Genomic DNA, 24,003 nt, shown 5'->3' with positions numbered 1-24,003 from the left:
TCATCAATCGCTACACTTGCTGTTTGATCAGCAATCCTTGGATTTTATCCAGCGCTTTGGCAATAGCAACAACTTCTTCTGAAGGAATTTGCCTGATAACGTCATGAGTTTGAGTGTCCACCACCTTTACAATGGTCATGTGAACATCATCATCGACAGCGAACTCCAGGCTTCTCGACATACTCGCCATGGTTTTATTGATCGCATCAATCGCATTCTTGGTTTGTTCTTTTGATGAATCTTGGCCACCACTTTGGGAAGAGGTAGAGCTACTTGTCGGTTGAATATCCAAGCGAGACTGTTGAGGTTGTACAGGCGTCATAGTAACGGACTGCTTTTGGAACATATCCGTTGTGGCGCTGTTGATCGACATTAGATCCATGATGGTGATCCTTATGAAAAGGCCCGGCTACTTGACGTAGCCGGGCTTACTTCAGGACACGATTACTTCAGCAGAGACAACACGGTGTTGGGCAGAGCATTTGCTTGCGCCAACATTGCCACACCCGCTTGCTGCAGTACCTGGGTACGAGACAGGTTTGCCGTTTCAGCAGCAAAGTCCGTATCTTGAATCCGGCTGCGCGATGCAGACAGGTTCTCAGAGGTGGTTTGCAGATTCGAAACGGTATTTTCGAAGCGTGACTGCAGTGCACCGAAGGATGCGCGCTGGCCGTTAACCGTAGCCAGGGCCGAGTCAATAATCTTCAGAGCCATAGTGGAACCATCAACCGTAGACACATCGATGGTGTTCACTGCATTCAGGCTTGAAGCACCGGTGGTCGCCATTGCAGAGGTACTGGTTGTGTTAATCGAGAAGCCCTTGTTAGAGCTCATTTCAACCGTACCTTCAGCCACCCCTGTGCCGCCAGCACCTGCAACAGCAAGTGCGGCACCGAACGATGCCGTACCACTGGTCAGGGTAGTCGGAGCATCGAAGGCATACATATTGAAGCTCGTGCCTGCAGCAGCCGAATTGTTCGTAATATCGACGTTTGCACCAGCTTCATTCGTAAGAACGATCCCGGTGTTTGAAGTATTCAACTTTGCCGTGATACCGGTAGTTGAAGATGCATTATTGAAGGCAGAAACAGCTTCAGCCAGGCCAGAAGCTGTGTTCGCAGAAACGCTAAACGTGATATTCGCTGCCGTGGTCGTATTATCGCCCTTGACAGCCAAGGAATAGGAGCCGCCAGCAACGAAGGTATCCAACTGAGTGACTGTACGAGCAGAAGCCGTAACACCGGTCGAATCAGAAACAGCGTTGATTGCGGCAGCAGCTGAACCGGCCGTATCAGAAGCAGTCAAAGTAACGGTTTTACTTTGCAGACCATCGATAACCACCGTACCAGCCAACGACGTTGCGGTTGCAGCAGCATCAACCAGCTTGGATTCGTTAAGGTTAGTACCATAATTATTGGTACGGAAATTACCAGTGGTCGCGGTAATCGTTTGATTTGCATTTGCGCCCACCTGGAAAGTGGCGGAACCGAAAGTACCATCCAACAATTTTTGACCGTTGAATTCCGTCGTTTGGGAAACACGATCCAGTTCAGACAGAAGATTACCAACTTCAGCTTGGATCGCCTTGCGGTCACTTGCAGAGTTAGAGGCGTTGGCAGACTGAACAGCCAACTCCCGGATACGCTGCAACATATCGCCGGAAGAGGACAAGGCACCTTCAGCCGTCTGGGCCAAGGAGATACCGTCGTTCGCGTTACGTACAGCCTGGTTAAGACCCCTGATCTGAGAGGTCATGCGTTGCGAAATCGCCAAGCCAGCCGCATCGTCTTTTGCAGAGTTGATGCGCAAGCCGGAGGACAAGCGCTGCAACGTCGTGGACAGGGAAGATTGCGACATACCCAGGTTACGCTGGGCATTTAACGAAGCAACGTTGGTGTTAATTACCGAAGCCATTTCCAAACTCCTTTATTTATCTAAAGTGGTCCATCTGACTGGAGCCAGTTTGTTCCAGTTGGATACTTTATCGGAGGGCTACAAGGAAACTTTAGAAAAATTTGAGAAACATTCATGAGCGCATGGGACGGCAATAACCAGACGCTATAACGCGTCGGGCATCGGTGCGCTACATCAATGCTATAGGTTATTGTGACGTCAGTTATAAATTCGTTCGAAATTAAATCATAAAGTGGCCAGAATACTTGGCATATCTTGCTTCCGGCAGAGAGCTTTTAACCATATCTTGGCCAATCGCCAAGTATTCAACCATAAATTGGCCGTAAAAAAATCCCTTCCTAATTCCTCGGTGTTTTCTGGTTTTATAAAATAGATTGCCACCAGCAAGGATTAGAAATGCACGTGCTCATCCAATAAGCTGCTCTCCTTTACCTGAGGAGCAGTTTCATGGAAGCCAGACTTTGCGTTTCGTGCGGCCAGGAATTTACGCCCCGAGCCCAATCTCCCAGACAGACTTATTGCAGCCAACCAAAATGTCAGCGGGTACGGCAACAGCATTGGCAGCGGACAAAGCTCAAGACCGACCCAGATTACATCGACAATCAGGCACGGGCTCGTGAAAACTGGTTGGCAAAGAATCCAGATTATTACCATCAGTACCGTGCTCGGAATCGGCAATATGCGGAAAGAAATCGCGCAATGCAACGCTTCCGCAACCGCAAAATCCGACTTCCTTTGATTGCAAACATTGACGCGCCACACTCCCCGTCGTTGCTTGCATCTGGCATTTATCAACTAAGCTTTCTCTCGCATCAAAAAATTGCAAAGAAGGACGCGTGGATTGTCGAGATTGTCGCGTTTCCGAAAGAGCCCAAGGTCTTGGCGCCGCGGAAAACTATTGCAAACAGATGACTTCATAGAGTTTTGCGGGAGGTACTGCTAATTTGGCTTCTGACAGCATCAGACCTGGAGCTGGACTATCTAATCCAAAATTTTGTGAGGGTTGGCAGTACCATGCAGAATGCCGAGACAACCATACCCCGTGCCGCAGAGTACGTCCGGATGTCGACGGAGCATCAGCAATACTCCACATCCAACCAACGCGACAAAATCCGTGAATATGCGGCCCGACGTGGCATCGAAATTGTCCGGACTTATGCAGATGAGGGAAAAAGCGGCCTCAATATTGGTGGAAGACAATCTCTGCAGCAGCTGATTAGGGACGTCGAATTAGGCATTGCAGATTTTCAGATAATTCTCGTGTATGACGTCAGCCGCTGGGGGCGCTTCCAGGATGCGGACGAAAGCGCGTACTACGAATACATTTGCCGACGTGCCGGTATCCAAGTCGCCTATTGCGCTGAGCAATTTGAAAACGATGGCAGCCCGGTCTCTACTATCGTTAAGGGCGTCAAGCGTGCCATGGCTGGGGAATACAGCCGTGAGTTATCGGCCAAGGTGTTTGCTGGGCAATGCCGGCTAATTGAACTGGGATATCGGCAAGGCGGACCGGCTGGTTATGGATTACGCCGGGTTCTGATTGACCAGAGCGGCTCAATAAAGGGTGAGCTCGCCAGAGGCGAACACAAAAGCCTGCAAACCGACCGCGTCATCCTGATGCCTGGCCCTGCCGATGAAGTCGCAACCGTCAATCAGATGTATCGCTGGTTTATCGATGATGGCATTTCATCAAGCGACATTGCAGTACGACTCAATACGATGGGCATTCTCTCGGATATCGGTCGCCCCTGGACGCGGGCGACAGTTACGGAGGTTCTGACCAATGAAAAATATATCGGCAATAACATCTACAACCGTACGTCGTTCAAGCTTAAAAAGCTCCGCGTGGAAAACACCCCGGACATGTGGATTAAAAAGGAGCGTGCCTTTGAGCCTATCGTGCCACCGGAGGTGTTTTATACGGCTCAAGGGATTTTCCGAGCAAGAGCGCAGCGCTACAGCGATGGAGAGCTCATTGAGCGCCTGCGCACGCTGTATCAGCATCGTGGCTACCTGTCGGGCCTCATCATTAACGAGTGCGAGAGCGTGCCCTCCGCCGCTGTATATTCTCACCGGTTTGGCAGTCTCATCCGAGCTTATGAGTTAGTGGGCTTTACCCCGGACCGGGATTATCACTTTCTCGAAACCAACCGGTTTTTGCGCAAGCTGCATCCGGATATTACTGCCCAAACGGAAGCCGCCATCGTACAAATTGGGGGTAGAGTGGTTCGCGACCAGATAACCGACCTCCTGCATCTCAACGATGAATTCAGTATCTCTTTGGTGTTATCCAGGTGTCAGTCCCTCGATTCGGGCTGCCATCGCTGGAAAATTCGCTTTGATACTGGTCTGGCACCCGATATCACCGTCGCTGTCCGCCTCAACTACGAAAACACTCAAGTCATGGACTATTACTTGTTGCCGCGACTCGATTTTTGGCAACCTGGAATCCATCTTTCAGACAAAAACCGGATTGAATTGGAAAGCTATCGCTTTGACAGCTTGCAGTACCTCTATGGAATGGCGGAACGCGCGCACTTGAGGAGAGCGGCATGACCCATCCGGTCATGTCAGCAGATGTACGCATGATTCCCATTAACCGCATTCATGTGCTCAACCCGAGAGAGCGTAACGGCAAGATATTTAGCGAGATAGTTGGAAACATTAAAGCCATCGGACTCAAAAAGCCAATTACAGTCACTCCAAGGGGGGAACAGTTTTTGTTGGTTTGTGGTGAGGGCCGTTTGAAAGCCTATCTGTTGCATGGAGAATCCCACATCCCTGCCATCATTGTTGAAGTGAGTGATGAGGACGCGTTCATTATGAGCTTGGCAGAAAATATCGCTAGGCGGCAATGCCGACCGCTTGAATTATTGGAGGGCATTCGGGCTCTGTTTGATAAAGGCTACAACACCAAGCAAATCAGCGAGAAAACTGGCCTCACGTTCAGTTACGTTCAGGACATTCTGACGCTACTACTCAAAGGTGAAGAACGGCTTCTGGTCGCAGTACAAACTGGACGTATACCGCTCAGAACCGCCATGACGATTGTTGGAGCTGGTGATGATGGCCATGCAGTGCAAAGCGCACTTCAGGATGCTTACGAGTCTGGCACATTGCGAGGCAAACAACTGCAAGAGGCACGACGTGTCATTGAACGTCGCCAAACTCTTGGCAGAACAATTAGCAAGAATGGAGCGCGAAAATCTACCGGTGTGAGCTCAGCAAGTTTGATTAGGACCTATCAAAAGGAAGTCAGTCGTCAGAAAATCATGGTCAAAAAAGCCGAGTTTACTCAACAGCGACTGTTGTTTGTGATTGGGGCACTAAGGCAATTGCTTGCCAATGAAAACTTCGTTAATTTGCTTAGAGCAGAGGGCCTAGACACCCTTCCTCAATATCTAGCTGAACAAGTATGGCCAAGTGGTGTTTTGGCATGAGCAATATCCCTCTTGGTTTCGAACTCGCTGCCCTCTCCTTACCGCTTGACCGGATTCTTGCATCAAAGAAAATTGTCGCAGGACTTTCCAACTCTCGAAAATACAAGCAAATTTCAGCATCGATAGCGGAAATAGGATTAATTGAACCGCTTTCGGTAGCTCCAGTCGAGCATTCAGAAGGAATGCATATGCTGTTGGATGGCCATACCCGCCTCCTGATTCTGCAAGACCTTGGATATAAAGAGGCCCCCTGTCTCATATCTAAAGACGATGAGGCTTACACCTACAACAGTCGTGTCAACAGGCTTTCATCCATACAAGAACATTACATGCTTCGTCGAGCTGTTCAGCGTGGGGTTTCTCCTGAACGGCTGGCTAAGGTATTAAGCGTCGATATAACCAACATCACCCGAAAGCTTGCATTGCTGGATAATATTTGTCCGGAGGCCATTGAGATGCTGAAAGACCGACAGTTCTCACCAGAGATATCGCGAATTCTGCGAAAGATGAAACCAACGCGCCAACTAGAGTGTGTGGAGCTGATGATTGCGGCTAACAATGTCGGGATTACCTATGCACAAGCTCTGCTAGCTGCGACCCCAGTCGAATTCCTGGTTGATGGCAAAAAGCCAAGCCGGCTGCACGGGGTCAGTGCTGAGCAGATGGCGCGCATGGAACGCGAAATGGAAAACCTGCAGGGTCAATATAAACTCGTCGAAGAAAACTATGGGCAGGATGTGCTCAATCTCGTGCTAGCCCGAGGCTACTTGGCCAAGCTTCTAGAAAATGAGTCTGTCACACGATATTTACGCCAGAATCACAACGAAATTCACGCACAATTTGAGGCTATCGTTCAGGTCTCATCGTTAGACGCCTAGTTTTGATTTGCTGTCAGGTTTTAAGGATGGGATTGAACGTGTTTATGCTCTGCCTGGCCCCCATGATGTGGAATTTCCTTGTCCATTAGCTTCATCATGTCCGCCACTCTTTTCATGCCTAGGCGAAATCCTTATACTGGTGCTGTTGGGTAGCTGCAAGAGCTTGAGGCAAGGACATCACCGGAATTGGTCTTTGGTCTCCTGGGCAGCAGAAACGCCGGTGTTTCTGAGGTGGCGGCAGTGGTTTAGTGGCACTGGTCTCTGACCCCGCATTGACGTGCTAAAGAGAGGTTGCGACCACCCTGGCTCGACAGACAGTCAAAAGGCTCCTATCGGAGCCTTTTTCTTTTGTTCCAAGAGTCCGGAGAGGCAACTAATCCAGCGATTGCATGTTGCGGCATTAAAATAACTGTACGAACGTACAGATTACCGCGATTCGATTCGAGTTTACAGCCACCTTGTTACACCTAATTACTTTTGCCTGGGTTCTAGACCTGGCATGTCTGAATAGCTGCCGCGCTTCGACATCTCGATTCCTTCCTCTGGGGTGTAACTAAACCCCTTGAAATGAGGGGGTTGGGGCAAAGACAAGTCGCAGACGACGGGCAATTGGCCGTCCTCTAGATGACTACTGCTCTTTTGTTTGCGCTGCCCCAAGAATACTTTCATCTGTAATCCACCCGCCTAGACTGACTTCTAGGATAGCAATGATTTGCACTAGGGGTTGTTCCTCAGCTTTGAGTTTTAGACTTGAATGTCTTGAAATACCCAAGTAAACCAAGTCCCCATAATCAACATGGCGTAGGTCCTTGGCTCTGGCACTGGAATAGGTCCACCATTAACAGGACCATCGTTTATTGAAAGCACATAACCAACCACTTGGCCAGAATCGTTGACCCCAAATGCAGTACTGTAATCACTACCAAGGGTCCCCAAATCTGTAAACGTATGAGCCTGGACTACTGAGGAAGCAACTAATATATAAAGAGGAATCAGCCTTAGTCTCGCAATCATGATGCTCTCCCAGTTGCGACTACCGACCCAATATACATTCGAACGGCTCCTTAATGGAGCCGTTTTATTTTCTTCCTCAGCCTCATTGTTACCGTTTCAGAGTGACAATATCGCCCCTTAGGTCAATTAATGCTTTGCCCCTTCCAGCCAATAAAGACCGTTTGATTCTGTCCTCAGCATCAGCTGTCGTCCTGGCAATTTGTAAAAGTCGGCAGATTGTGCGAGCTAGTTCGCTAAAACTAGTCGACCCATGTTGCGATAATATATAAACAGCTAGATTTGCCAATTCCTCAGGTGCAACTTCATCCAACTGTCTTTTGCTTATTTCATATTGGTCTGCGACTCTAAACCACTCCCATTCACTGGGCTGAATCATGTTGGGCCAGTAAAAGGTAACATCGCCCTCTTTAGTTTTCGTCACTGATGACGGTACGATTGCGCGCAGCAGTTCAGTAATCTTGTTCCCAGTTCTAGTCAATCCCCATGCACGTGCAAGCCGACGGAAGAGCACAAAGTCAGCAATGGGACCCTCTTCTTCAATGATTTGCATCAGTTGTGTTTGGAGTGTCCCCCGTGATGAGAACTCATAAAATTTTTCAGGGTTTCCTCCTCGAACGGTAATAGCTCCATATGGAGTCAACTTTTTGGATTTTGCAGCATTCGTTTCCGGTTCAACCTGCTTGGCATAAGCTTGTGTTTCCGCAACACTTACATTGTTGACCGCTAAATCTTCAGATGAATTTGTAGGACCCTCCTCTGGGGGAGTAGATTCTGGCTCTATCGATAAAAGATGTTCTAGGCGCGCAATAATCTTTTTCAATGGCTCCTGAGGATTTCTCCACCAGTCGGTTGACCAGATTCTATGTAACTCCCAACCTAAACCTTCGAGAATCAAATGACGCAAGCGGTCTCTATCTCTTGCAGTTGCGGCCGAGTGGTACATCCTGCCATCACATTCCACACCCAACAGGTAGCGACCAGGAGCCCGCGGGTCGACAATTCCTATGTCAATTCGGTAACCAGACACCCCAACTTGCGGATGCACAGTCCAACCTTTTTCGCGCAATAGGCTAATGACCTGCTGTTCAAAGGGACTGTCTGGCTCTAATCCAGTAGGTACAACTTGTTCAAAAAGGGCTTTGGGTCCGCGAATAGCGAATTCCAAATAGTTCTTGAGGTCTCTAACACCAGCTGCCCTTACTCTGGATAAATCGATTTGCTCTGGCATGAGAGTGCTGAATATAACGACACCTTGCCGAGCACGAGATACAGCTACATTCAGCCTACGATGTCCACCTTCAAGATTGAGTGGTCCAAAATTCAGTGCAACTTTACCGGATACATCTGGACCATAAGTAATCGAGAAATAAATAATGTCGCGTTCATCGCCCTGAACATTTTCAAGATTCTTTATAAACAAGGGCTCAAAGCTAGCATTCGCTATAGCTTGGTCAAGTTCGGTCGAGGCACGACGGCGGACATCCAGTAGATTCTGGATAAGACTCTGTTGAGCTTGATTAAAAGTCACTACACCTAGAGACAGTTTGTTGTTTCTGGTATCGAGGTAGTGCTTTTCAATGGCTGCAACGATTGCATCAGCCTCAGCGCGATTAGTTCTCGAACCTCCTCGGTCATACACCCCATGTACCCGCTCAAGACGAACCCCTTTATCTTCGGTTACTGGGGAAGGGAATGTTATTAAGCGGTTTTCATAATAAGTGGCATTGCTGAAGGTAATCAGGCTTTCATGCTTGCTTCGGTAGTGCCAGTCTAAGCCGAGCTTTGGCAGACCAATACTCATGCACTCGTCTAGGATACTCTCGAGGTCTTGCACCTCATCTTCAGCTTGATTACCGTCATCCTCATCGACGCGATTGAAAAAATTCGTTGGTGGAAGCTGTTTAGGGTCACCAACACAAACAAGTTGCTTGCCTCGTGCAATTGCACCAACAGCATCCCAGACCGGGATTTGTGATGCTTCGTCAAAGATGACCACATCAAATGGCTGATGCCCAGCTTCAAGATACTGAGCAACTGACAATGGTGACATTAATAGGCAAGGCTTAAGCTTAGGAAGCAGTGTCGGCAAGCTCTGCACCAATTGGCGAATTGGAATGTGTTTTTTCTGTTTTGTAAGTTCTCGACGAAGCTTGCCCATTTCCGAATCAGCACCGGGCACTAGAGCCGTGCTAGAGGGAATCTGACCGGAAAGCTTTGCAATGACATACTGCTGAGTCAGCCTCTGGAATCGCTCATCCGATTCCTTGAATTCTGCAATCTTGCGTTCGTGGTCCGCGCTGGAAAACGCACAAAGCACCGGCTCTCGGTCCATGGCTTTGCGGACCCACCAACATTGATATGAGTATTCGAAGAACTCAGCAATATCAGCGAGAGAAACTTCACCTGACTCAAGGGAACGAACGATGCCAATCAGGCCGGCACTGATGACCTTTTCCCTGTTGTTCTGCCAGAGGCACCAAGGCTGAATTTGGTGGGCCGCTTGTTGCCAACCTTGCAGTTGGGCAAGCAGGCGCTGAATTGCGCCAGAGGCATGCGGCTCCTCAATAAACGAGTCCTGGGCTCCGCTAAACTCAGCGATTCGATGCACCTCGCTTACTAGATGTCGGTAAGCATCACGATATCGAATCAACGCCCCACCCAGAATGCCGTCGGACCGAAGCATCGCTCTGTTATCTGTTACATAGGGCAAGAGCTTACTCAACAAGGCTGCATGAAGGTGAATGTCGCCGTTAGCTAATTGAATCAGGGCATCTGAGTATTCCTTTGCCCATTTTTCATGGGCATCAACAGCGTTCCAATCAGTCTTGTGGGAGTTGAATTCATCCTGCAGAAGCGCAGTTGCTTCCACTTCCATTGCATTCAAAGCCTTATCTTCATCGTTGAGCTTACGAAGAGCACTAATGAGTCCGTTGGCTTCGGTCTCACTGGGGGCCATACGGTCAATCCGATAGAGCCCCAAACGCTTTAGACAAGCCCGTTTTGAGAACCAACTTTTGGGCCACCAAGAGATATTGGCCTCACCCCACTGGAATTCGAGTTCTTGTCCGTTAAGGTTGGCCACCTCCTCTCGATATGTGCCTTCAAAAGTTTTCCATGCAACTTCGCGCTGAAAGCCATGATGACGGAGTATCTTCAGACGATTTCGAGCGACTTCATCGGTGGCCGAACGAGCAACGCCCACCGGAACGCTTGATGCTTTCAACAACACATCTGCAAGTCGGTCCAATGATGCTAGCTCTGACCAAGATGAACCGTGCTCGGGTCTACCCAGAAGATGTAGGAATGGTGCAATTAACTCTTGGGTTGTTGATGCAGCTATCGAGAGATTATTGGCTCCATCCAGCAATTCTTGTTGCCAAGAAGGAGTCCAACTAGTTCGTTTAATCGCAAGCAGAGGGTGAGCTCTTAAGTCATGCAACTGACCAGCAAGAGCTGCCATTTGCCGGCAAAGCATACGAAGATTGTCTAGTTCTTTCCGCCCATACTGGTTGGGGTCGGCCCAATCAATGGGTGCTGCCTTCCAATGCGCGTATTTAATGCAGGTCCCAAATGCGTCGTAGATGGTCAAGTCATTGGGGTGGGTTTTATGAAGTGCGCTCACCAACGAATTTAGCTCACCCCGCAAGGTAGCAAGCCTTTCGGCTTCAAGTTCCCAATCCTTTACGGTTCTGGCATTACCAGCATCTAGGGCCTTGCCCAACTGAGCGAGGACCTCAGATTTTTTTGCTTTGGCAGAATGCAATTCAAGGCAGAAAGGGCCCAGTCCGATTGAGTTTAACCGGCGATGAACTACCTCAAGTGCCGCCATTTTTTCGGAAACAAAGAGGACCGTCTTACCTGTCGCCAATAAATGGCAAATGAGGTTAGTAATGGTTTGGCTCTTGCCAGTACCCGGTGGGCCTTCTAAAACCAAGTTGTTGCCAGCATAAGCAACACAAATTGCTCTCAATTGAGATGAATCTAACAACATTGGCGTGAACAATTCTTGAGGCTTAAATTTGTCATCAAGAGTTGTCGGCAGAAATTCTGCTTCACTCTCCGAGAATGCTTTTCCCGGATTATTGATAAGGTGAGCAACGACAGAATTTTCTTGGAGCTGTTTTTGGCGGTCCTGAAGGTCCTTCCACATAAGATACTTGGTGAAGGAAAATATACCGAGATGGACCTGTTCTTTGACTTCCCAACCTGATAGCTCAGTTATGTGCAACCTGAAAGTCTGCAGAATCTTATCAACATCCAATCCATGGTCATCTGTCGGTAGTACCTCGAAGGAAGGTAACCTCAACTGGAACTCAATCGCCAGCTTTTGAATGAGTGTGGGATTAACCAGTGCTTCATCATCGTGACGCGTAAGCCGGAATCCAGACCTGACTGATTGCCGAGTAAGGGTTACTGGAATTAAGAGTATCGGAGCAAGGTGATTTACCTCAGAGTTCTTGTCTTCTCGCCATTGAAGCAGGCCAAAAACCAAAAACAACGTATTAACGCCACCTTCCTCTTTGCCAACTTCAGCAGAACGGTAAATTTCTATTAGACGGTCATCAAGTTGCTCTTCTGGTATATCAATGACAATTTCGTTTCTAGATAAAGCATCCTCTGCAAATGCATTGATAGGCATTTGACCAGTTCGACCTGTAAAGACAGCGGCGGCTCTAGGGTCGTCGCCCTCCATCACCTGGGGAGCAGCCTTAATACGAAATTCCCGACCGTCAGAAAGCTTGTCCTCAAGAATGCCAGGATTAGGGCAAACCAATTTTAGGTTGCTTCTAGTTGGCTTAAAGTTGAGAAGCCGATTACGAAGCGTTAGGTCGAGCAGCTTGCTCTTCCATTTAGCTAAGCGGCCTTCGGGTGTTTCTGGAGTTGAAACGTCAGTAACTGGTAGAAGCTCCGGGTCGAGTGGTGGAAGTGCTGGCATCTCCTCAATTGCAGGAGGAGCATCATCAGTAACGTTGACGGTGGAATCTTGAGCGGTAGAGCGGGATGGAAGTGCTCTAATTTGAAGTTGTCGTGCTCGGTGAATATCTACAGCATAGTGGAAACCATTCTCTTCTTCCAGATAGGCCTCCCCAGTTGAGCATGCCCAGCGGAGCGTTGGCTTTTGGTCTGAAGCGATACCTGTAGTTTCTAAAGTGAGAAACTCCCCTGACTTAACCCGCTTACGTACTGCCTGAACATCATCTACAACTGCTGTGGGGAAGCTAGTTTCGACGAGCCAGACGCCAACCCAAGCATGGGCTTCTTTAAATATAACAACCGGATTAAGACCAGCCTGTTCAAAACATGAGGCAAATAACATTGCCAAATCTAGGCATGTAGCAACTCTTCCGTCGAATATACGTTCAGGGGTTCGGATTTTTTGACCATCTGAACCAAACGAAGCCGGTGGATTGGAGTAGTGGAGGCCTTCCGATAACAGTGCACTGTAAATTGCAGAAATCTGCTTCCAGGCATGTTCTCGATTCTTCGATTGATAGCCATCAAGGGAGTGGCCGGGATGATTCTGTCGAAGTAAGGCAGAAGCTTTTCCTAGTATGCGGTCAACAACCAGAGAATTGGGCATACTGAATGCAGCAAGAAGCTCGGGAAGGCTTCGTGTGCCTGCCCATTGGTCATAAGCTAGTACCTCAATTTCCTGATGCTGTTCAGCAAGAACGTTGCCAGAGACAACTGCTTTAACGCTTATGGTTGCTTTCTCACTCTCATCAAGCTTGATGAAGTATGAGTGGTCAGGTTGCAGGTCTACCGGTGCAATCTTTCTGACTTCACCAGACTCCATACGGTCAAACTGAAAGCGAGCACCTTGAGCAAATGCCGGCGTGCATCCGACATGAATTTCAAGTCCCTCTAATAGCTGACCCGTATGATTCTGTATATTGATTGAGCGAACTACAGGAATATTATTTTGAATAGCCGCATATCCAGTTGTTGGGTCGGTGACTACTTTAATTTCAACTCGATGAACGGCGTCCACCCCTAAGTCTTCTTGTTGTTTAATTTCATCAGCCATTATTACCCCCGAACAAATTCTTCCTGTTTGCCAATTAGGCAATCTCGAAGCCTTGCATGATGTTTTTTATTGCCCAATTTGTGACACCAAGGTTACCCGCTGAGTAGCCATAGTTATATAAATTCCCCAGCGAACCAATAAAGGCGCCCCCAATACCGACGTAAAACAACCCTTGGTACTTTTTTCGATAGTAGGTGGTGCATATGAGGATGACTGAATCTCTACAATCTCTAGTCCTCGAACAAATCTTGATACTCTGAATCGATACCAAAAAATCCCTGGAAGTAATAACAAATTCAAGTAGCTCAGATAGCAGGGTCACCGACAGTTTATAAATAAACCTCATACACCCATATCTCTACTACGGTTTGGAATATTGGGCCTTCGAGTATTTACGACACCGAACATCACCCTGCCTTTGGAATGTCTCCACGCGAGGCGTGTGAGCATAGCCTGAACAATTCAGGAGCACGTTCGCACCGCATCGTCACGCTCACTCGCGACTTCCTCATCCTGACGTGCCCCACGGTCTGCCGCCGTGGAATGCGCAAAGTCGACCGCCAGCGCGGCATCAAGGTTCATAGCAACTTCTACTACTGGTGCCCGGAATTGCGCGACCCCAAGCTGCACGGCAAGTTGGTTCGCGTATTGATGTAGCTCTTCCTTGCTATTTAACATGCTGCTCGGAATTTGCATTAACTAGTCTTTTGGTGTCTTTTGTCTTGTAATCAATAATCCGTTGACGTGATATCTGGATTCCTAGCTCACTACACAATTTCTGTTTGTCGGCGTCGGAAGTCTTAAACATATAAAGATGTCCAATAACGACGGACTGCATCAGCCGAATGACAAATGGATTGTTTTTTTGATTCTTGGCCAATTTATCTATTCCGGCGAATGGAATTGAGTTGGGCAAATCAAGTTGTGCTGTAATCTCAATCAGCTTATACGCTACGGAATCAGATTCATTAACGACTTTACTGATAACATCAAGCAGTTTCTCAGAGCTCACTGATGTCGCTGTTTTGTAGATGAAAATAGTGGACACCATTCCAACTAGGTCAAACACATATCTCCTAGCAAACTTTTTACAATCATCCTCAGAAGCGCTCTCATGCCCCCGTTGTAGGTGTGCTGCAATATCTGCTACCAGCAAATCCTTTTGGCTATGAATAAGTTCGAAGAATTCCCTAAGGGCTCGTAGAGGGCCATCAAACAACTCATGCAGCAATTCTTCCTTGATTGAATTTCGAAGAGAACCGTAATGGTTCTTTAGTATCTGCCCAAGAATTTCTACAGTTTTGAATAAAAAATTCAGCTTGGATGGTAGGTCAAGGTCTCCATCTAGCTCTTGAGAGGCAGTAGGAGAATGGCTACTCGACCCTGCTTCAATATCATCTTGCAACTCACGAATTTCTCGTCTTTGCTCTTCAGCATTACCCTTGTGATAGATGAGCGATGGTGCGGATTCAACCAGCTCATTTAGCATTTCGGTATCGCCGTCATAGTCAATGGGGGGCTTGTCATTGAAAAGACCCGCAAGCGCGGCTTTGATACTGTCGTAAATAAATGGAGACTTTGAGTGATGAGTTAAGAACAGTATCGTATTGGCGTAGTCTTTGACATAGAGGTGACTGCAGTAATGCCTCACTAATTGTGAAACCTCGCCATCATTTAGGTTCTCAGCCAAATATTTCCCAAGGAAGAAGTAGTACACGTATGGATAGCAAAACGAGTAACTCTCCCCATGTCTTATTAACAATTTCGCTGTACAGAGCTGGTTTAACCTGCTAGTAAGTTCAACATAAGCATATTCTTCGGAATATGCTTTGGAAAATTCCTTGAGCTCATTAAGCTCAAGCTCCTTTACTTTTTTCTGGAGAGTAAACCATGCTAGCTGACAACAATAGTTAATAAACTCATCAACTTCTTCATGTTTGATAGAAATAGAAGTGAGGGAATGGAGTATTAAAAATTCGTAATAGTGCCCAAATGCACTATTTTGTAGGTCCCCTTGTTTTCCAGCTTCAAAGCTTTGCATCAGGATAAGAAGGTAAATTGGAACCGAAGGAATTAGGTTTTTGCCTATTATTGTGTTTAAGAGTTTTTCAACCTTATCAACCATGGCCATCAAAGCCTGAGGGTCTCTGTCTTCACTTCCAAGATTCGCCCATTTTCTAACCAGGTCGAGCCTCAGCTTATATCCAAAAGGTAGCAGCCTATACTGTTGGAAGGACCCAACTAGGTCTGTAACATCTGATGAAATAAGCTCATCCAATTCAAACAAGTCATTTGAAGTAGCTATGACACCCCCAAACAAACCTAGCAGGTATTTAAGCGCTTTACCTTTGTTCTTTTCTGGCGCCTTTTGCTGGTCGATATCATCTAGGAGCAATACTTTTTTTGCTTTAGGTAATTGATGAAATGGGACAATTGCTTGTGTGCCGTACTGACGCCCAATTGCCCTATCAATGGTCGCACGCAGTTCTTTATCAGATACTTTCGACAAATCCTTTCCACGAATAATTATGGGAATGACTCCTGAGGATTGATACCTTTTGAAAAGGGTGTAAAGCAGACTTGTTTTACCGGTTTTCTCCTCCCCTTGAATCAAGACTCCAGAGGTAATTTTCTCTGGCGAAACTAAAACACTTGAACTAATTTCAGGCTGGTCTTTAGTTGGCGCATCATCTATTAAACGCAAATCAGGAAAAACATAAATGTCATCCAAGGTAATCTTAGGAATGCTTGGATGACTAAAGTTAGCTCCAGGATTATTCAATTCAGCTAAAAATTCGGCAGAAATTTCAAATTCTGACCTTTGCTTTACAACATATTTTCTATACGTAGACCACGATTCAGCTCCATCAGTTGGGTAATATCGTGCCCCATCCCATGAGAATCTTTCACATCTATACTGTTCTTGGGACAAATCTATGGTCACCAGATTAAAACTAGACTCGTCAGGATGATGCCCTGCTTGAAGTACGCCGCCTTCAATATAAATACTCTCGTTGGTTGAGGGGTCCCAGTTTTCCCCATAATTTGCGGTATGCTCATGCCCCGTGAATACCACTTCAGAAATTGAGCGAATAAAACTTTTGAAGGTGTGATAGGTGCTTTGGCCAAACCAGTTGAATGGGTGGTGAAGAACAGCTAGTCTCAGATGTGGAGTATCTTTTTCGAAATCCTGATAGGCTTCCACAGGAAATAACAATTTTCCTTGTGCCTCTGATTTTCTGGACATCCAGGCGACATTTATGCAATCAAAAACAATTTGATGGCCGGCGACATCAAACTGGTATTTTGTCCATCGAGAATCTTGAAAACTTGGAGGCTCAGATTCCAATTTATTTCTGAATACAACAAATTCTCCTTGAACGGAGGTGCACCCTTCAACGACGGACTTATCTAGTGCTTTTGACGGCTCCGAAATGATTGCTTCGATAAGAATATCTCGGATTGATTGGTTGTCTGTGAAATTGCAGTCATGGTTTCCGGGGACCATAATAAAGTGAACCGCAATGTTTGATTGTTCGAGGATGCTAGCTTTAATTTGGTTGAACAGGCTCTCTGCTTCTTTATATTCCGATTCTTGCCCTCCATAGGCAATATCCCCCGATACGACAATAAATAGACACTCGACTTCTGGTAAGAGCGAGTAAGTAGTAGATGCAATTTGTAGCCCTCGCCCTAACACGGGGTCATGAGTAGTTCTAATATGAATATCGCTGAGGTGGAGAATTCCAATCTTCATTTTTATACCTTGTTAAAATGCGTAGCCTCAAAAAATCGGCATTCTTACCTTTTATTGCAACAGCAAGCTGCCGCTCAACACCAATTGCTTCCTGCATTTAAACTACAAGTGGAGCTTGCAGTTCAAAGCCTTCATGTTATCAGTCTCGCCAATACCTTACGTTCGTCATAAGAAGAGATATTTAAGGGAGTTATTACCCAATTTAATTAACTGTTTTTAAATTATCTTTTTGACCGCGATTTAATTTTCTTAGCCCATGTCCAATTTGTCGAGCCCTTTCCAAATTAAGGGTCTAAGCAGGTCAAATATAAACTCGGCATAGTCGTAGGAAAACCTATTACCCTTAATAGTTATAATGATTAATCCCAAGTAATATATAGTTTCCTCTGGGATTATTCACTTCGCTTAGTATTGAGTCTGATTGGCTAAGTTAGAAAGTCCAGCTACAGGATTTCAGCAGGCATCTTAAGTTCCTTAACTGAATCCATAGCCTATTTATTTCGTAACAGGTAGGTCCATCAGAACTATTCCAAACTGATGAGCTATCGTCGATGATGTCATGATTAATATTGAAACTCATGCGTCTCATTAATCGCTTTTAGATTGCATTTGGAGCGCCTTATTTATGGACTGGCTACCCGTCCAGCACAACTTTATGAGGCACTGCAGGCACGTTCCCAATCAGCCCCTGCAACACTTTGGCCCCTTAACAACCTCCCAAATATATCTCGGTTAGCATATTAACTTTGAGCCCTAGTCTCACCCTCCTGGTTGGGCTCAGCCAAACTAAGAAATTTCCAAGCTAGCCATCCTGCAGGGTGGTGAGGCTGAGCCTAGCCCTCCCAATTTTAGGGAAGAACCTTCACTCCGCCTCTCCCCTGCATGCAGGTATGGAGCCGCATCGCCCGACAGCCTTTCGCGTCACGGTGCTGCCTTCGCCGCCGTGTGTCGGGTCTCACGCAATCCCCCAGTCCGACCTATCCCCCCGTTGCTGGTGCCTTGTACGCGCGTCCTGCGGGGCGGCAGCAAGAAATTTTCGGATGAAAATCAGGTACTGCTAGGGTTGTATAACGAGAATGTGGAAAAACGCGACCAAAATTTTTAATGGCATCGAGCAGAAAATAGGGATGCCTCTATAAAAAACATTGGTATCAGTAGCTTAGGGTTGCACCGCCTCATCAATGGGGGTACCCTTTGCGGAGGTGATTCCACCTTCCGACTGCTTGTAACTGAATGGGCTCCTTACCTGAGCCGTGTGACTATTCGCCATTTGTGAGAGGGTACGAAATGGTGAATGGATGGATAAGTTTCAAATATCTCGCCTCCCACAGGCTCGCCTGTTCAAGCCTGCAGGCTGGTGCTGCTCCGCGCATCTACGGCTGACGCAGCCGCAAGAAACTTCCGAGCGGCACCGACTCGACTTCCATCGCTTGGCAGCAGGCCAGAAAAAAGGCCGTCGAAAATTTCCTGCGATTAACCTTTCGATTGAGCCTATCTGGGCTCTCAGCGATGCCCATCAATGCAAGACGCTGAGAAAGCATTTTGTAGGTGATGTGGCGTTGCCCCATCTCCTTCACCAGCAGCTCATACGCGATTGCCTCCCACTCGGCTTGAATCTCAGACTGCGGCTTACTCACTCCTGGGCCATCCCTCTTCGTCAAAAAAATATCTACATAGCAGCCATACCGGAACGCCAAATCGGTCGTATACGACCGATTCATACGTTATACCTGATAACGAAGCTTTACGACAGCGTGAGCAATTATTGGAAGCGCTGAAGATGCTAGAAACATCACAACTTATGGCTCTTTTCGACCGCCTTGGGACGCCGCAGAAAGGTCGAGAGCTTATACTTCGGGCCCGGGTGGAAGCACCCGTTCGTGAGGTCAGGTCGTATGGCGGCAACGTCATCACCTTTTTGGCTAGCAGCAAGATGGGACGGGAAATCCCGACGGAAAGCCGGCACTATGAATTTGCGAATGCCGTCATCAAAGAATACGACTCTCAGGTGCTGGAATATTACGTGCAGCCCTGCGTGCTTCATCTTGAACTGCTTGATTTTGTGACGGGCGAAATCCACAAAATCCAACACACCCCGGACTTTCTGGTACTTGATGATGATGGCATCACCTTGGAGGAGGTAAAAAGCAACGCTCAGCTGTCCCGTTTAGCTGAGCGATATCCCTACCGCTACAACTATGAGGACGGTCATTGGCGCTCCCCACAGATTGAAGAAAAATTAGCTGAGCTGGGCATCCGCTATCGCATCATCAGCGATGAAGAAATCCCCCGGCGCAAAGTAGAAAACCTTCAATATTTAGCAGATTATTTCCATCCAGCAGCCGAACCATGCCCTGAAACCACCTTGCTACGGTTGAAAGCCGCACTAAAAGAACACGGGGCCATCTACATCGCTGAGTTGCTGGCAGAGCCCTATGCGTTCAAAGCAGACGAACTTAATAAGGCTATCGCCGACCACTTGGTGGTCGCAGACCTTGAGCGCGAGCAGCTTACCCGCCCCGGGCGCTCGAGAATTTTCCGTGATGAGACATTGCGGGAGTTTCTGGTGAATGAAATCCGTGATGCTCACGTCCCTGGGCAGGACAATTTCGTCATCGACATTGAGGTCGGAGCGCGTTTTGTCTATGAATCCAATGAACTGACCATCTCGCTACTAGGCGAAAACGAGGTCGTCTGCTCCCAGCAGGATGGCAAGACCATCAGCTTGTCACGCGATTGGATACTGAAAGCCCTGGACAAGGGGCAGATTTCCTCTGTGCACGGTTCGACCGGGGCTCCACTGAATGTGGCGAGATACAGCAAAGAACAGTTGGATGTCGCCCTACGCCGTCAAATCATCCTGGAATCAGATGCTGCTGTAGCAGAGGTTAGTGCACGCACAATGCGTCGCTGGATTGCTAAGCAGAACGCCGCATTGGTTAACGGTGGCAATGCGACCATTGCCTTGGTACCGAATACCGATGCCCGTGGAAATCGAACCCCTCGTCTAGAAGAGCAGCAGGAGGCCTTGATATTCCACATCATCGAGAAACATTGGCGTAGTCATGAGGCCATCAGTTATCGCGATTGTCATCGAGAGCTGCGCCTCGCCTGCGACGCACAAGGAGTCAAAGCCCCCTCATATCCCACCCTTATCGCACGCATCAAAGCTGAAGAGACGAACCGTGACCTGAAACTGCGGCATGGCAAGCGTATGGCCTATCAGAAGAGTGCGTTTATTGATGTGCTATATGCCGACACTCCGCCACATGGTAGCCGGCCCTTCCAGTATGTGCATATTGACCACACGCAGCTCGACCTCGAACTGATATCCGACACGACCGGGAAGTCACTAGGTCGCCCTTGGCTATCTTTCGCCATCGATGCCTGGTCGAGACGTATCGTCGCGTTTTACCTTACCTTCGACGCGCCTTCGTATCACTCGGTAATGATGGTCATGCGCGACATGGTCAAGCGATTCCAACGCCTACCCGAGTGCATTGTGGTCGATAACGGACGTGATTTTATGTCCACCGCTTTTGAATCCTTTTTACAGGTCATGGGTGTGCATTTGCGCTTCCGTCCAGCAGGCCAACCTCGACATGGAGCCGTACTCGAGCGGGTCTTTGGTCGCGCACATACCGAATATGTCCATAATCTGGCAGGTAATACCAAAGCTACCAAGAATGTGCGCATGACGACCGGTAAGCATTTGCCAGTTAACTTTGCGGAATGGACATTGGAAGCCATGTATTACGGCATCCAGTTCTGGGCCACGGAGTACTACGAGCAGGAAAACCACCCTGCTTTAGGAATGACTCCCCGTGCAGCCTTTATGCGCGGTCTGCAACAGAGCGGCTCGCGTCCTCAACGACAAATCATCCTCAACCAGGACTTCTTGATTGCTACCTGCCCACCGGTAGACCGCACGGGAACGCGCAAGGTTAATCGACAGAGAGGCGTCAAAGTGAATGACATGCTGTATTGGAGCTCGGAGTTCCTCGACCTCAGGATTGCAGGGCAAGAGCTACCGGTCCGGTACGACCCATGGGATGCATCCTCAGTTTATGTTCGATTCAAAAACCGCTGGATTCATGCCGTCTGCCGCAATTTGATTGGACTCGGTCAATTGACTGAGACAGAACGTCGTGCCGTGACAGAGGAATACTCCAACCGAAACGCTACGGCCGCGCGTGATGCGCAAGCCATGCAGCGGCTCCGCGAATTCAAGCAGGTATTTACGCCTGAAGGAGCACTTGCACTAGCATTCGAGCGCCAAGAGGCCAACAAATCACTTTACAACACCCTGCAGCTAGGAGCGATAACTCCAGTTGCACCCATACAGAAAACTCGCCTTATCGAGGAAAACCCCAGCTCAGCCATTGACGCTGACACCAGGCCATCTATTGCAGATAACTTCGAGACTCCTGCTGAGGCACAGGAACTCGACCTTCCAGATTTTGATGAATTTTAAGGAATCGCCAACATGACACATCGCACTCAACCGGCCTCGACGTTAGCGGCAATTCCGGATGGCCCAGAGAAACTTTATGACTTACGCATCAAGCACTCGCGCATTGCCGAGGTAATGAATGAGCTCGACACGCTGATATATCCGGAAAGCCAAGATAGCATCCTTCTTGTCTGCGGCCCCACAGGTGTGGGCAAAAGCACCTTGGCCAGACACATGGTCGATACAGCCCTGCAAGACGCAGCCAGCCAAATGGAGCAAGACGCAGGAGTGATTCCGGCCGTATATGTGGAGGCCCCATCGTCTGGGGAGAGGAAATTCTCCTGGCGTTTGTTCTATCAACGCCTCCTAAATCAGTTGGAGGGCGAGCTGGAAATGCCCAAAACGGAATTCGGCATCGACACGGTCACTGGCCGTATGGTCAAACCCCGTGGCGGAGCCGCAAATACCCTCGGAGCACTTCGCACTGCTGTAGAAAGAGCCTTACGCGCAAGAAAAACGCGCTTCCTGGTCATCGATGAAGCCGCTCATATCATCCGTCAGACCAGCCGCAATGACCTGGAAATCCAGCTCGACACGCTGAAGTCTCTTGCCAACGAGTGCGGCACGCAAATGGTGCTGGTCGGTTCGTATGACCTCTACCAGTTGGTCTCGCTGTCCGGCCAATTGGCTCGTCGCACTCATGTGCTGCATTTCGAGCGCTACCGCCAGGATACAGAAACCGATGTGCGTGCCTTCAAGATGTGCGTGCAGAAGTTTCAGGACAAGCTGCCTGACCTTTGGGGTGGCAAGCTGATGCAGCATGCTGAGGCACTGCATGAGAATACCCTGGGATGCATCGGCACACTGAGTGCAGTGCTGACCCGCGCCGCGAAACTGGCCCATAAGGATGGCAGCTGGTCGGTGGATGCCCTGCGACGTGCATTGCTGACCGAGGCGCAACGCCATCAGATTCTCGAGGAAGTCCTGGAAGGTGAGGCTGCCATCAACCCAAGCTTGACACGAACCATGACCCGCCCTCGTAGCACGGCCAAGCGGAGCGTAGCATGAGCCAGCCCATGACTAACCCCCGGTCAACACTGCATGCGTTACAGCCCTATGGCGAAGGGACTCCTCACGTCGAGAGCCTGCTGAGCTACTTCTGCCGTCTGGCGGCCTCTCACAGCGTATCCACGCTTACCTTGTCGCGGACCATCGCTGCGCACTTCCAGCACGACATTGCTGCAGACTTTGATTGGCATGAGCGCCAGATTTCTGGAATTCGAGAATCAGCGTTAACTTGGGCGGCGGCCCTGTCGGAGCTGACTTCGATTCAGGGGCTTGATGGACTGACATTCCTGCCTTGGCGCGATGTCATCTCGCAAAATGGGTTATCTATCGCCAAGCGTGGCCAATTCTGCCCATCGTGTTTCGCGGATGATATCGAAAATGGCCGCTCCCCCTACTTCAGACTTGCCTGGGAGTCCAAAGATGTTTCGGTTTGTACGTCACATAGACGGCCGCTGGTTCAGGACTGTGCTCATTGCGGACGGGACAACATCCGGCATAGAGCCGTCTATATTGTGCCTGGATGGTGTACCCACTGCGGGCACTCGCTGGCCAGCCAACATCAGGATGGTGATGTTATCAACCCGGCGACCTTGTGGCGGGCACGTCAAATCGGTGACTTGCTTGCTTCTCAATCCACACTTACTTACAGCCCAAGCAGGGAAGCACTGATAGCGGCTATCGAGAAACTTATCTTGGAGATGGATGATGGCCGGTATGCAGCATTTGCTCGTCGCATCGGGGCAGGCAAAAGCACCGTTCATCATTGGCTCAGGAATGTTGGTACGCCTACTTTGGAAGTAAGCCTGAATATTGCTGCCCAGTGCGGCGTCAGCCTGCAACAACTGCTTATCGGAGACATCAACAATTGGCAGAAACCAGTTACTGAACGGCAGTTGGTCCTGATGCTGCCCAAGATTGAACAAAAAAAACGGGAAACACCGCGTCATCTGGACTGGAAATACATCGAGGCTCAGCTTCAAGGTTTCCTCAAGCTGCCCACACCAATTAGTGTGCTGGAAGCTGCTCGCAGGCTGGATGTAGAGGCGCGGCAGTTATATCTGCGCGCCAATCGCACAACCCGTCAACTCGGGGTGCGATGGAAAGGCTATCTCAAACGGCGCCAAATGGCGGCCGTTGCTGCTGCCAAGCCTTATCTGGAGCAAGCCAGTCTAGAGATTCTGGCGGAAGGAAAAGCAGTGACGCGGCGAGAAATAGTAGCGAGAGTTCCTGCTGAGATTCTGTCTCCAGTTGCCCATCTGCTCAATGTACTTAAGGATGTTCAGCTGCACTTAAAAGTCTCAGGAAAAATCGCCCGAAGCTAAAAATTCCACCATACTAAACCGGCCCATAGCGGCCGGTTTTTTTACGCCTGGAGTTTAGAATGGGAGAAAAATGCCTACTGAATAAGCACAAAAATCGAATAAAGCAAAATGTGGCCCATCGTGGAATTA

14 protein-coding genes are annotated in these 24,003 nt (G+C 48.5%); 8 read left to right on the top strand and 6 right to left on the bottom strand.

What is annotated here, in order from left to right; translation table 11 throughout:
* Positions 1–10 precede the first annotated feature (10 nt).
* Together NMK_RS02675 and NMK_RS18940 are read right to left on the bottom strand one after the other, a co-directional pair.
* A complete protein-coding gene (locus NMK_RS02675; RefSeq protein WP_109014210.1) occupies positions 11–382 on the bottom strand; it encodes a flagellar protein FlaG in 372 nt (123 codons plus the stop codon).
* A 62-nt stretch (positions 383–444) separates the two neighbouring features.
* On the bottom strand, positions 445–1,914 hold the full coding sequence (locus NMK_RS18940) for a flagellin N-terminal helical domain-containing protein (protein WP_109014209.1): 1,470 nt from the start codon (positions 1,912–1,914) through the stop codon (positions 445–447).
* 447 nt (positions 1,915–2,361) lie between these two features.
* Between NMK_RS18940 and NMK_RS02665 the strand changes: the two genes are divergently transcribed.
* The 4 genes from NMK_RS02665 (at position 2,362) to NMK_RS02650 (ending at position 6,232) form a co-directional block, all read left to right on the top strand.
* The gene (locus tag NMK_RS02665) at positions 2,362–2,826 is read left to right on the top strand and encodes a hypothetical protein (RefSeq protein ID WP_109014208.1); all 465 of its coding nucleotides are present in this window, start codon (positions 2,362–2,364) and stop codon (positions 2,824–2,826) included.
* Between the two features lie 102 nt (positions 2,827–2,928).
* Complete coding sequence (locus NMK_RS02660) at positions 2,929–4,470, top strand: recombinase family protein (RefSeq protein WP_227871332.1); 1,542 nt, start codon at positions 2,929–2,931, stop codon at positions 4,468–4,470.
* Positions 4,467–5,354 (top strand): plasmid partitioning protein RepB C-terminal domain-containing protein, encoded by an 888-nt coding sequence (locus NMK_RS02655; RefSeq protein ID WP_109014207.1) that lies wholly within the window; start codon positions 4,467–4,469, stop codon positions 5,352–5,354. Before NMK_RS02660 ends, NMK_RS02655 begins: the two co-directional genes overlap by 4 nt.
* Positions 5,351–6,232 carry a plasmid partitioning protein RepB C-terminal domain-containing protein gene (locus NMK_RS02650; RefSeq protein WP_109014389.1) on the top strand — a complete coding sequence of 294 codons (882 nt, stop codon included), beginning with the start codon at positions 5,351–5,353 and terminating at the stop codon, positions 6,230–6,232. The genes NMK_RS02655 and NMK_RS02650 overlap by 4 nt, the downstream gene beginning before the upstream one ends.
* A 744-nt stretch (positions 6,233–6,976) precedes the next feature.
* On the opposite strand, the gene NMK_RS18220 is transcribed toward NMK_RS02650, so the two are convergent.
* Complete coding sequence (locus NMK_RS18220; protein ID WP_146187121.1) at positions 6,977–7,246, bottom strand: hypothetical protein; 270 nt, start codon at positions 7,244–7,246, stop codon at positions 6,977–6,979.
* A gap of 88 nt (positions 7,247–7,334) precedes the next feature.
* Positions 7,335–13,316: an anti-phage protein ProA gene (gene proA / locus NMK_RS02640; protein WP_227871331.1), complete on the bottom strand. Its 5,982-nt coding sequence runs from the start codon at positions 13,314–13,316 to the stop codon at positions 7,335–7,337.
* Between the two features lie 381 nt (positions 13,317–13,697).
* On the opposite strand from proA, the gene NMK_RS18215 reads away from it, so the two are divergent.
* Positions 13,698–13,931, top strand: coding sequence for a Mu transposase C-terminal domain-containing protein (locus NMK_RS18215; RefSeq protein WP_146187120.1), 234 nt, complete (start codon positions 13,698–13,700; stop codon positions 13,929–13,931).
* A 10-nt stretch (positions 13,932–13,941) separates the two neighbouring features.
* On the opposite strand, the gene NMK_RS02630 is transcribed toward NMK_RS18215, so the two are convergent.
* Together NMK_RS02630 and NMK_RS02625 are read right to left on the bottom strand one after the other, a co-directional pair.
* On the bottom strand, positions 13,942–17,031 hold the full coding sequence (locus tag NMK_RS02630; protein WP_109014203.1) for an anti-phage protein: 3,090 nt from the start codon (positions 17,029–17,031) through the stop codon (positions 13,942–13,944).
* Between the two features lie 1,373 nt (positions 17,032–18,404).
* Positions 18,405–18,668: a DUF6471 domain-containing protein gene (locus NMK_RS02625; RefSeq protein WP_181376145.1), complete on the bottom strand. Its 264-nt coding sequence runs from the start codon at positions 18,666–18,668 to the stop codon at positions 18,405–18,407.
* 128 nt (positions 18,669–18,796) lie between these two features.
* Here NMK_RS02625 and NMK_RS02620 point away from each other — a divergent pair, with 128 nt between their 5' ends.
* Genes NMK_RS02620 through NMK_RS02610 form a run of 3 tightly spaced genes read left to right on the top strand, consistent with a single transcriptional unit; the run spans position 18,797 to position 23,874 of the window.
* Positions 18,797–21,505 carry a TnsB C-terminal domain-containing protein gene (locus NMK_RS02620; RefSeq protein WP_227871330.1) on the top strand — a complete coding sequence of 903 codons (2,709 nt, stop codon included), beginning with the start codon at positions 18,797–18,799 and terminating at the stop codon, positions 21,503–21,505.
* Positions 21,506–21,517: 12 nt separating this feature from the next.
* On the top strand, positions 21,518–22,552 hold the full coding sequence (locus NMK_RS02615) for an AAA family ATPase (RefSeq protein ID WP_109014201.1): 1,035 nt from the start codon (positions 21,518–21,520) through the stop codon (positions 22,550–22,552).
* The gene (locus tag NMK_RS02610) at positions 22,549–23,874 is read left to right on the top strand and encodes a helix-turn-helix domain-containing protein (protein WP_109014200.1); all 1,326 of its coding nucleotides are present in this window, start codon (positions 22,549–22,551) and stop codon (positions 23,872–23,874) included. Before NMK_RS02615 ends, NMK_RS02610 begins: the two co-directional genes overlap by 4 nt.
* Positions 23,875–24,003 lie beyond the last annotated feature (129 nt).

Source organism: Novimethylophilus kurashikiensis (assembly GCF_003112435.1).
In the GTDB taxonomy this organism is placed as follows: domain Bacteria; phylum Pseudomonadota; class Gammaproteobacteria; order Burkholderiales; family Methylophilaceae; genus Novimethylophilus; species Novimethylophilus kurashikiensis.
This window is presented reverse-complemented; position numbering and strand designations above follow the sequence as displayed.

What these genes read in the sequence shown, in the direction of transcription:
- NMK_RS18215 (WP_146187120.1), top strand. Translation starts at nt 13,698, where the DNA reads ATGTCTCCACGCGAGGCGTGTGAGCATAGCCTGAACAATTCAGGAGCA.
- NMK_RS02615 (WP_109014201.1), top strand. Translation starts at nt 21,518, where the DNA reads ATGACACATCGCACTCAACCGGCCTCGACGTTAGCGGCAATTCCGGAT.
- NMK_RS02665 (WP_109014208.1), top strand. Translation starts at nt 2,362, where the DNA reads ATGGAAGCCAGACTTTGCGTTTCGTGCGGCCAGGAATTTACGCCCCGA.
- NMK_RS02655 (WP_109014207.1), top strand. Translation starts at nt 4,467, where the DNA reads ATGACCCATCCGGTCATGTCAGCAGATGTACGCATGATTCCCATTAAC.
- NMK_RS18220 (WP_146187121.1), bottom strand. Translation starts at nt 7,246, where the DNA reads ATGATTGCGAGACTAAGGCTGATTCCTCTTTATATATTAGTTGCTTCC.
- NMK_RS18940 (WP_109014209.1), bottom strand. Translation starts at nt 1,914, where the DNA reads ATGGCTTCGGTAATTAACACCAACGTTGCTTCGTTAAATGCCCAGCGT.
- NMK_RS02630 (WP_109014203.1), bottom strand. Translation starts at nt 17,031, where the DNA reads ATGAAGATTGGAATTCTCCACCTCAGCGATATTCATATTAGAACTACT.
- NMK_RS02675 (WP_109014210.1), bottom strand. Translation starts at nt 382, where the DNA reads ATGGATCTAATGTCGATCAACAGCGCCACAACGGATATGTTCCAAAAG.
- NMK_RS02660 (WP_227871332.1), top strand. Translation starts at nt 2,929, where the DNA reads ATGCAGAATGCCGAGACAACCATACCCCGTGCCGCAGAGTACGTCCGG.
- NMK_RS02610 (WP_109014200.1), top strand. Translation starts at nt 22,549, where the DNA reads ATGAGCCAGCCCATGACTAACCCCCGGTCAACACTGCATGCGTTACAG.
- NMK_RS02650 (WP_109014389.1), top strand. Translation starts at nt 5,351, where the DNA reads ATGAGCAATATCCCTCTTGGTTTCGAACTCGCTGCCCTCTCCTTACCG.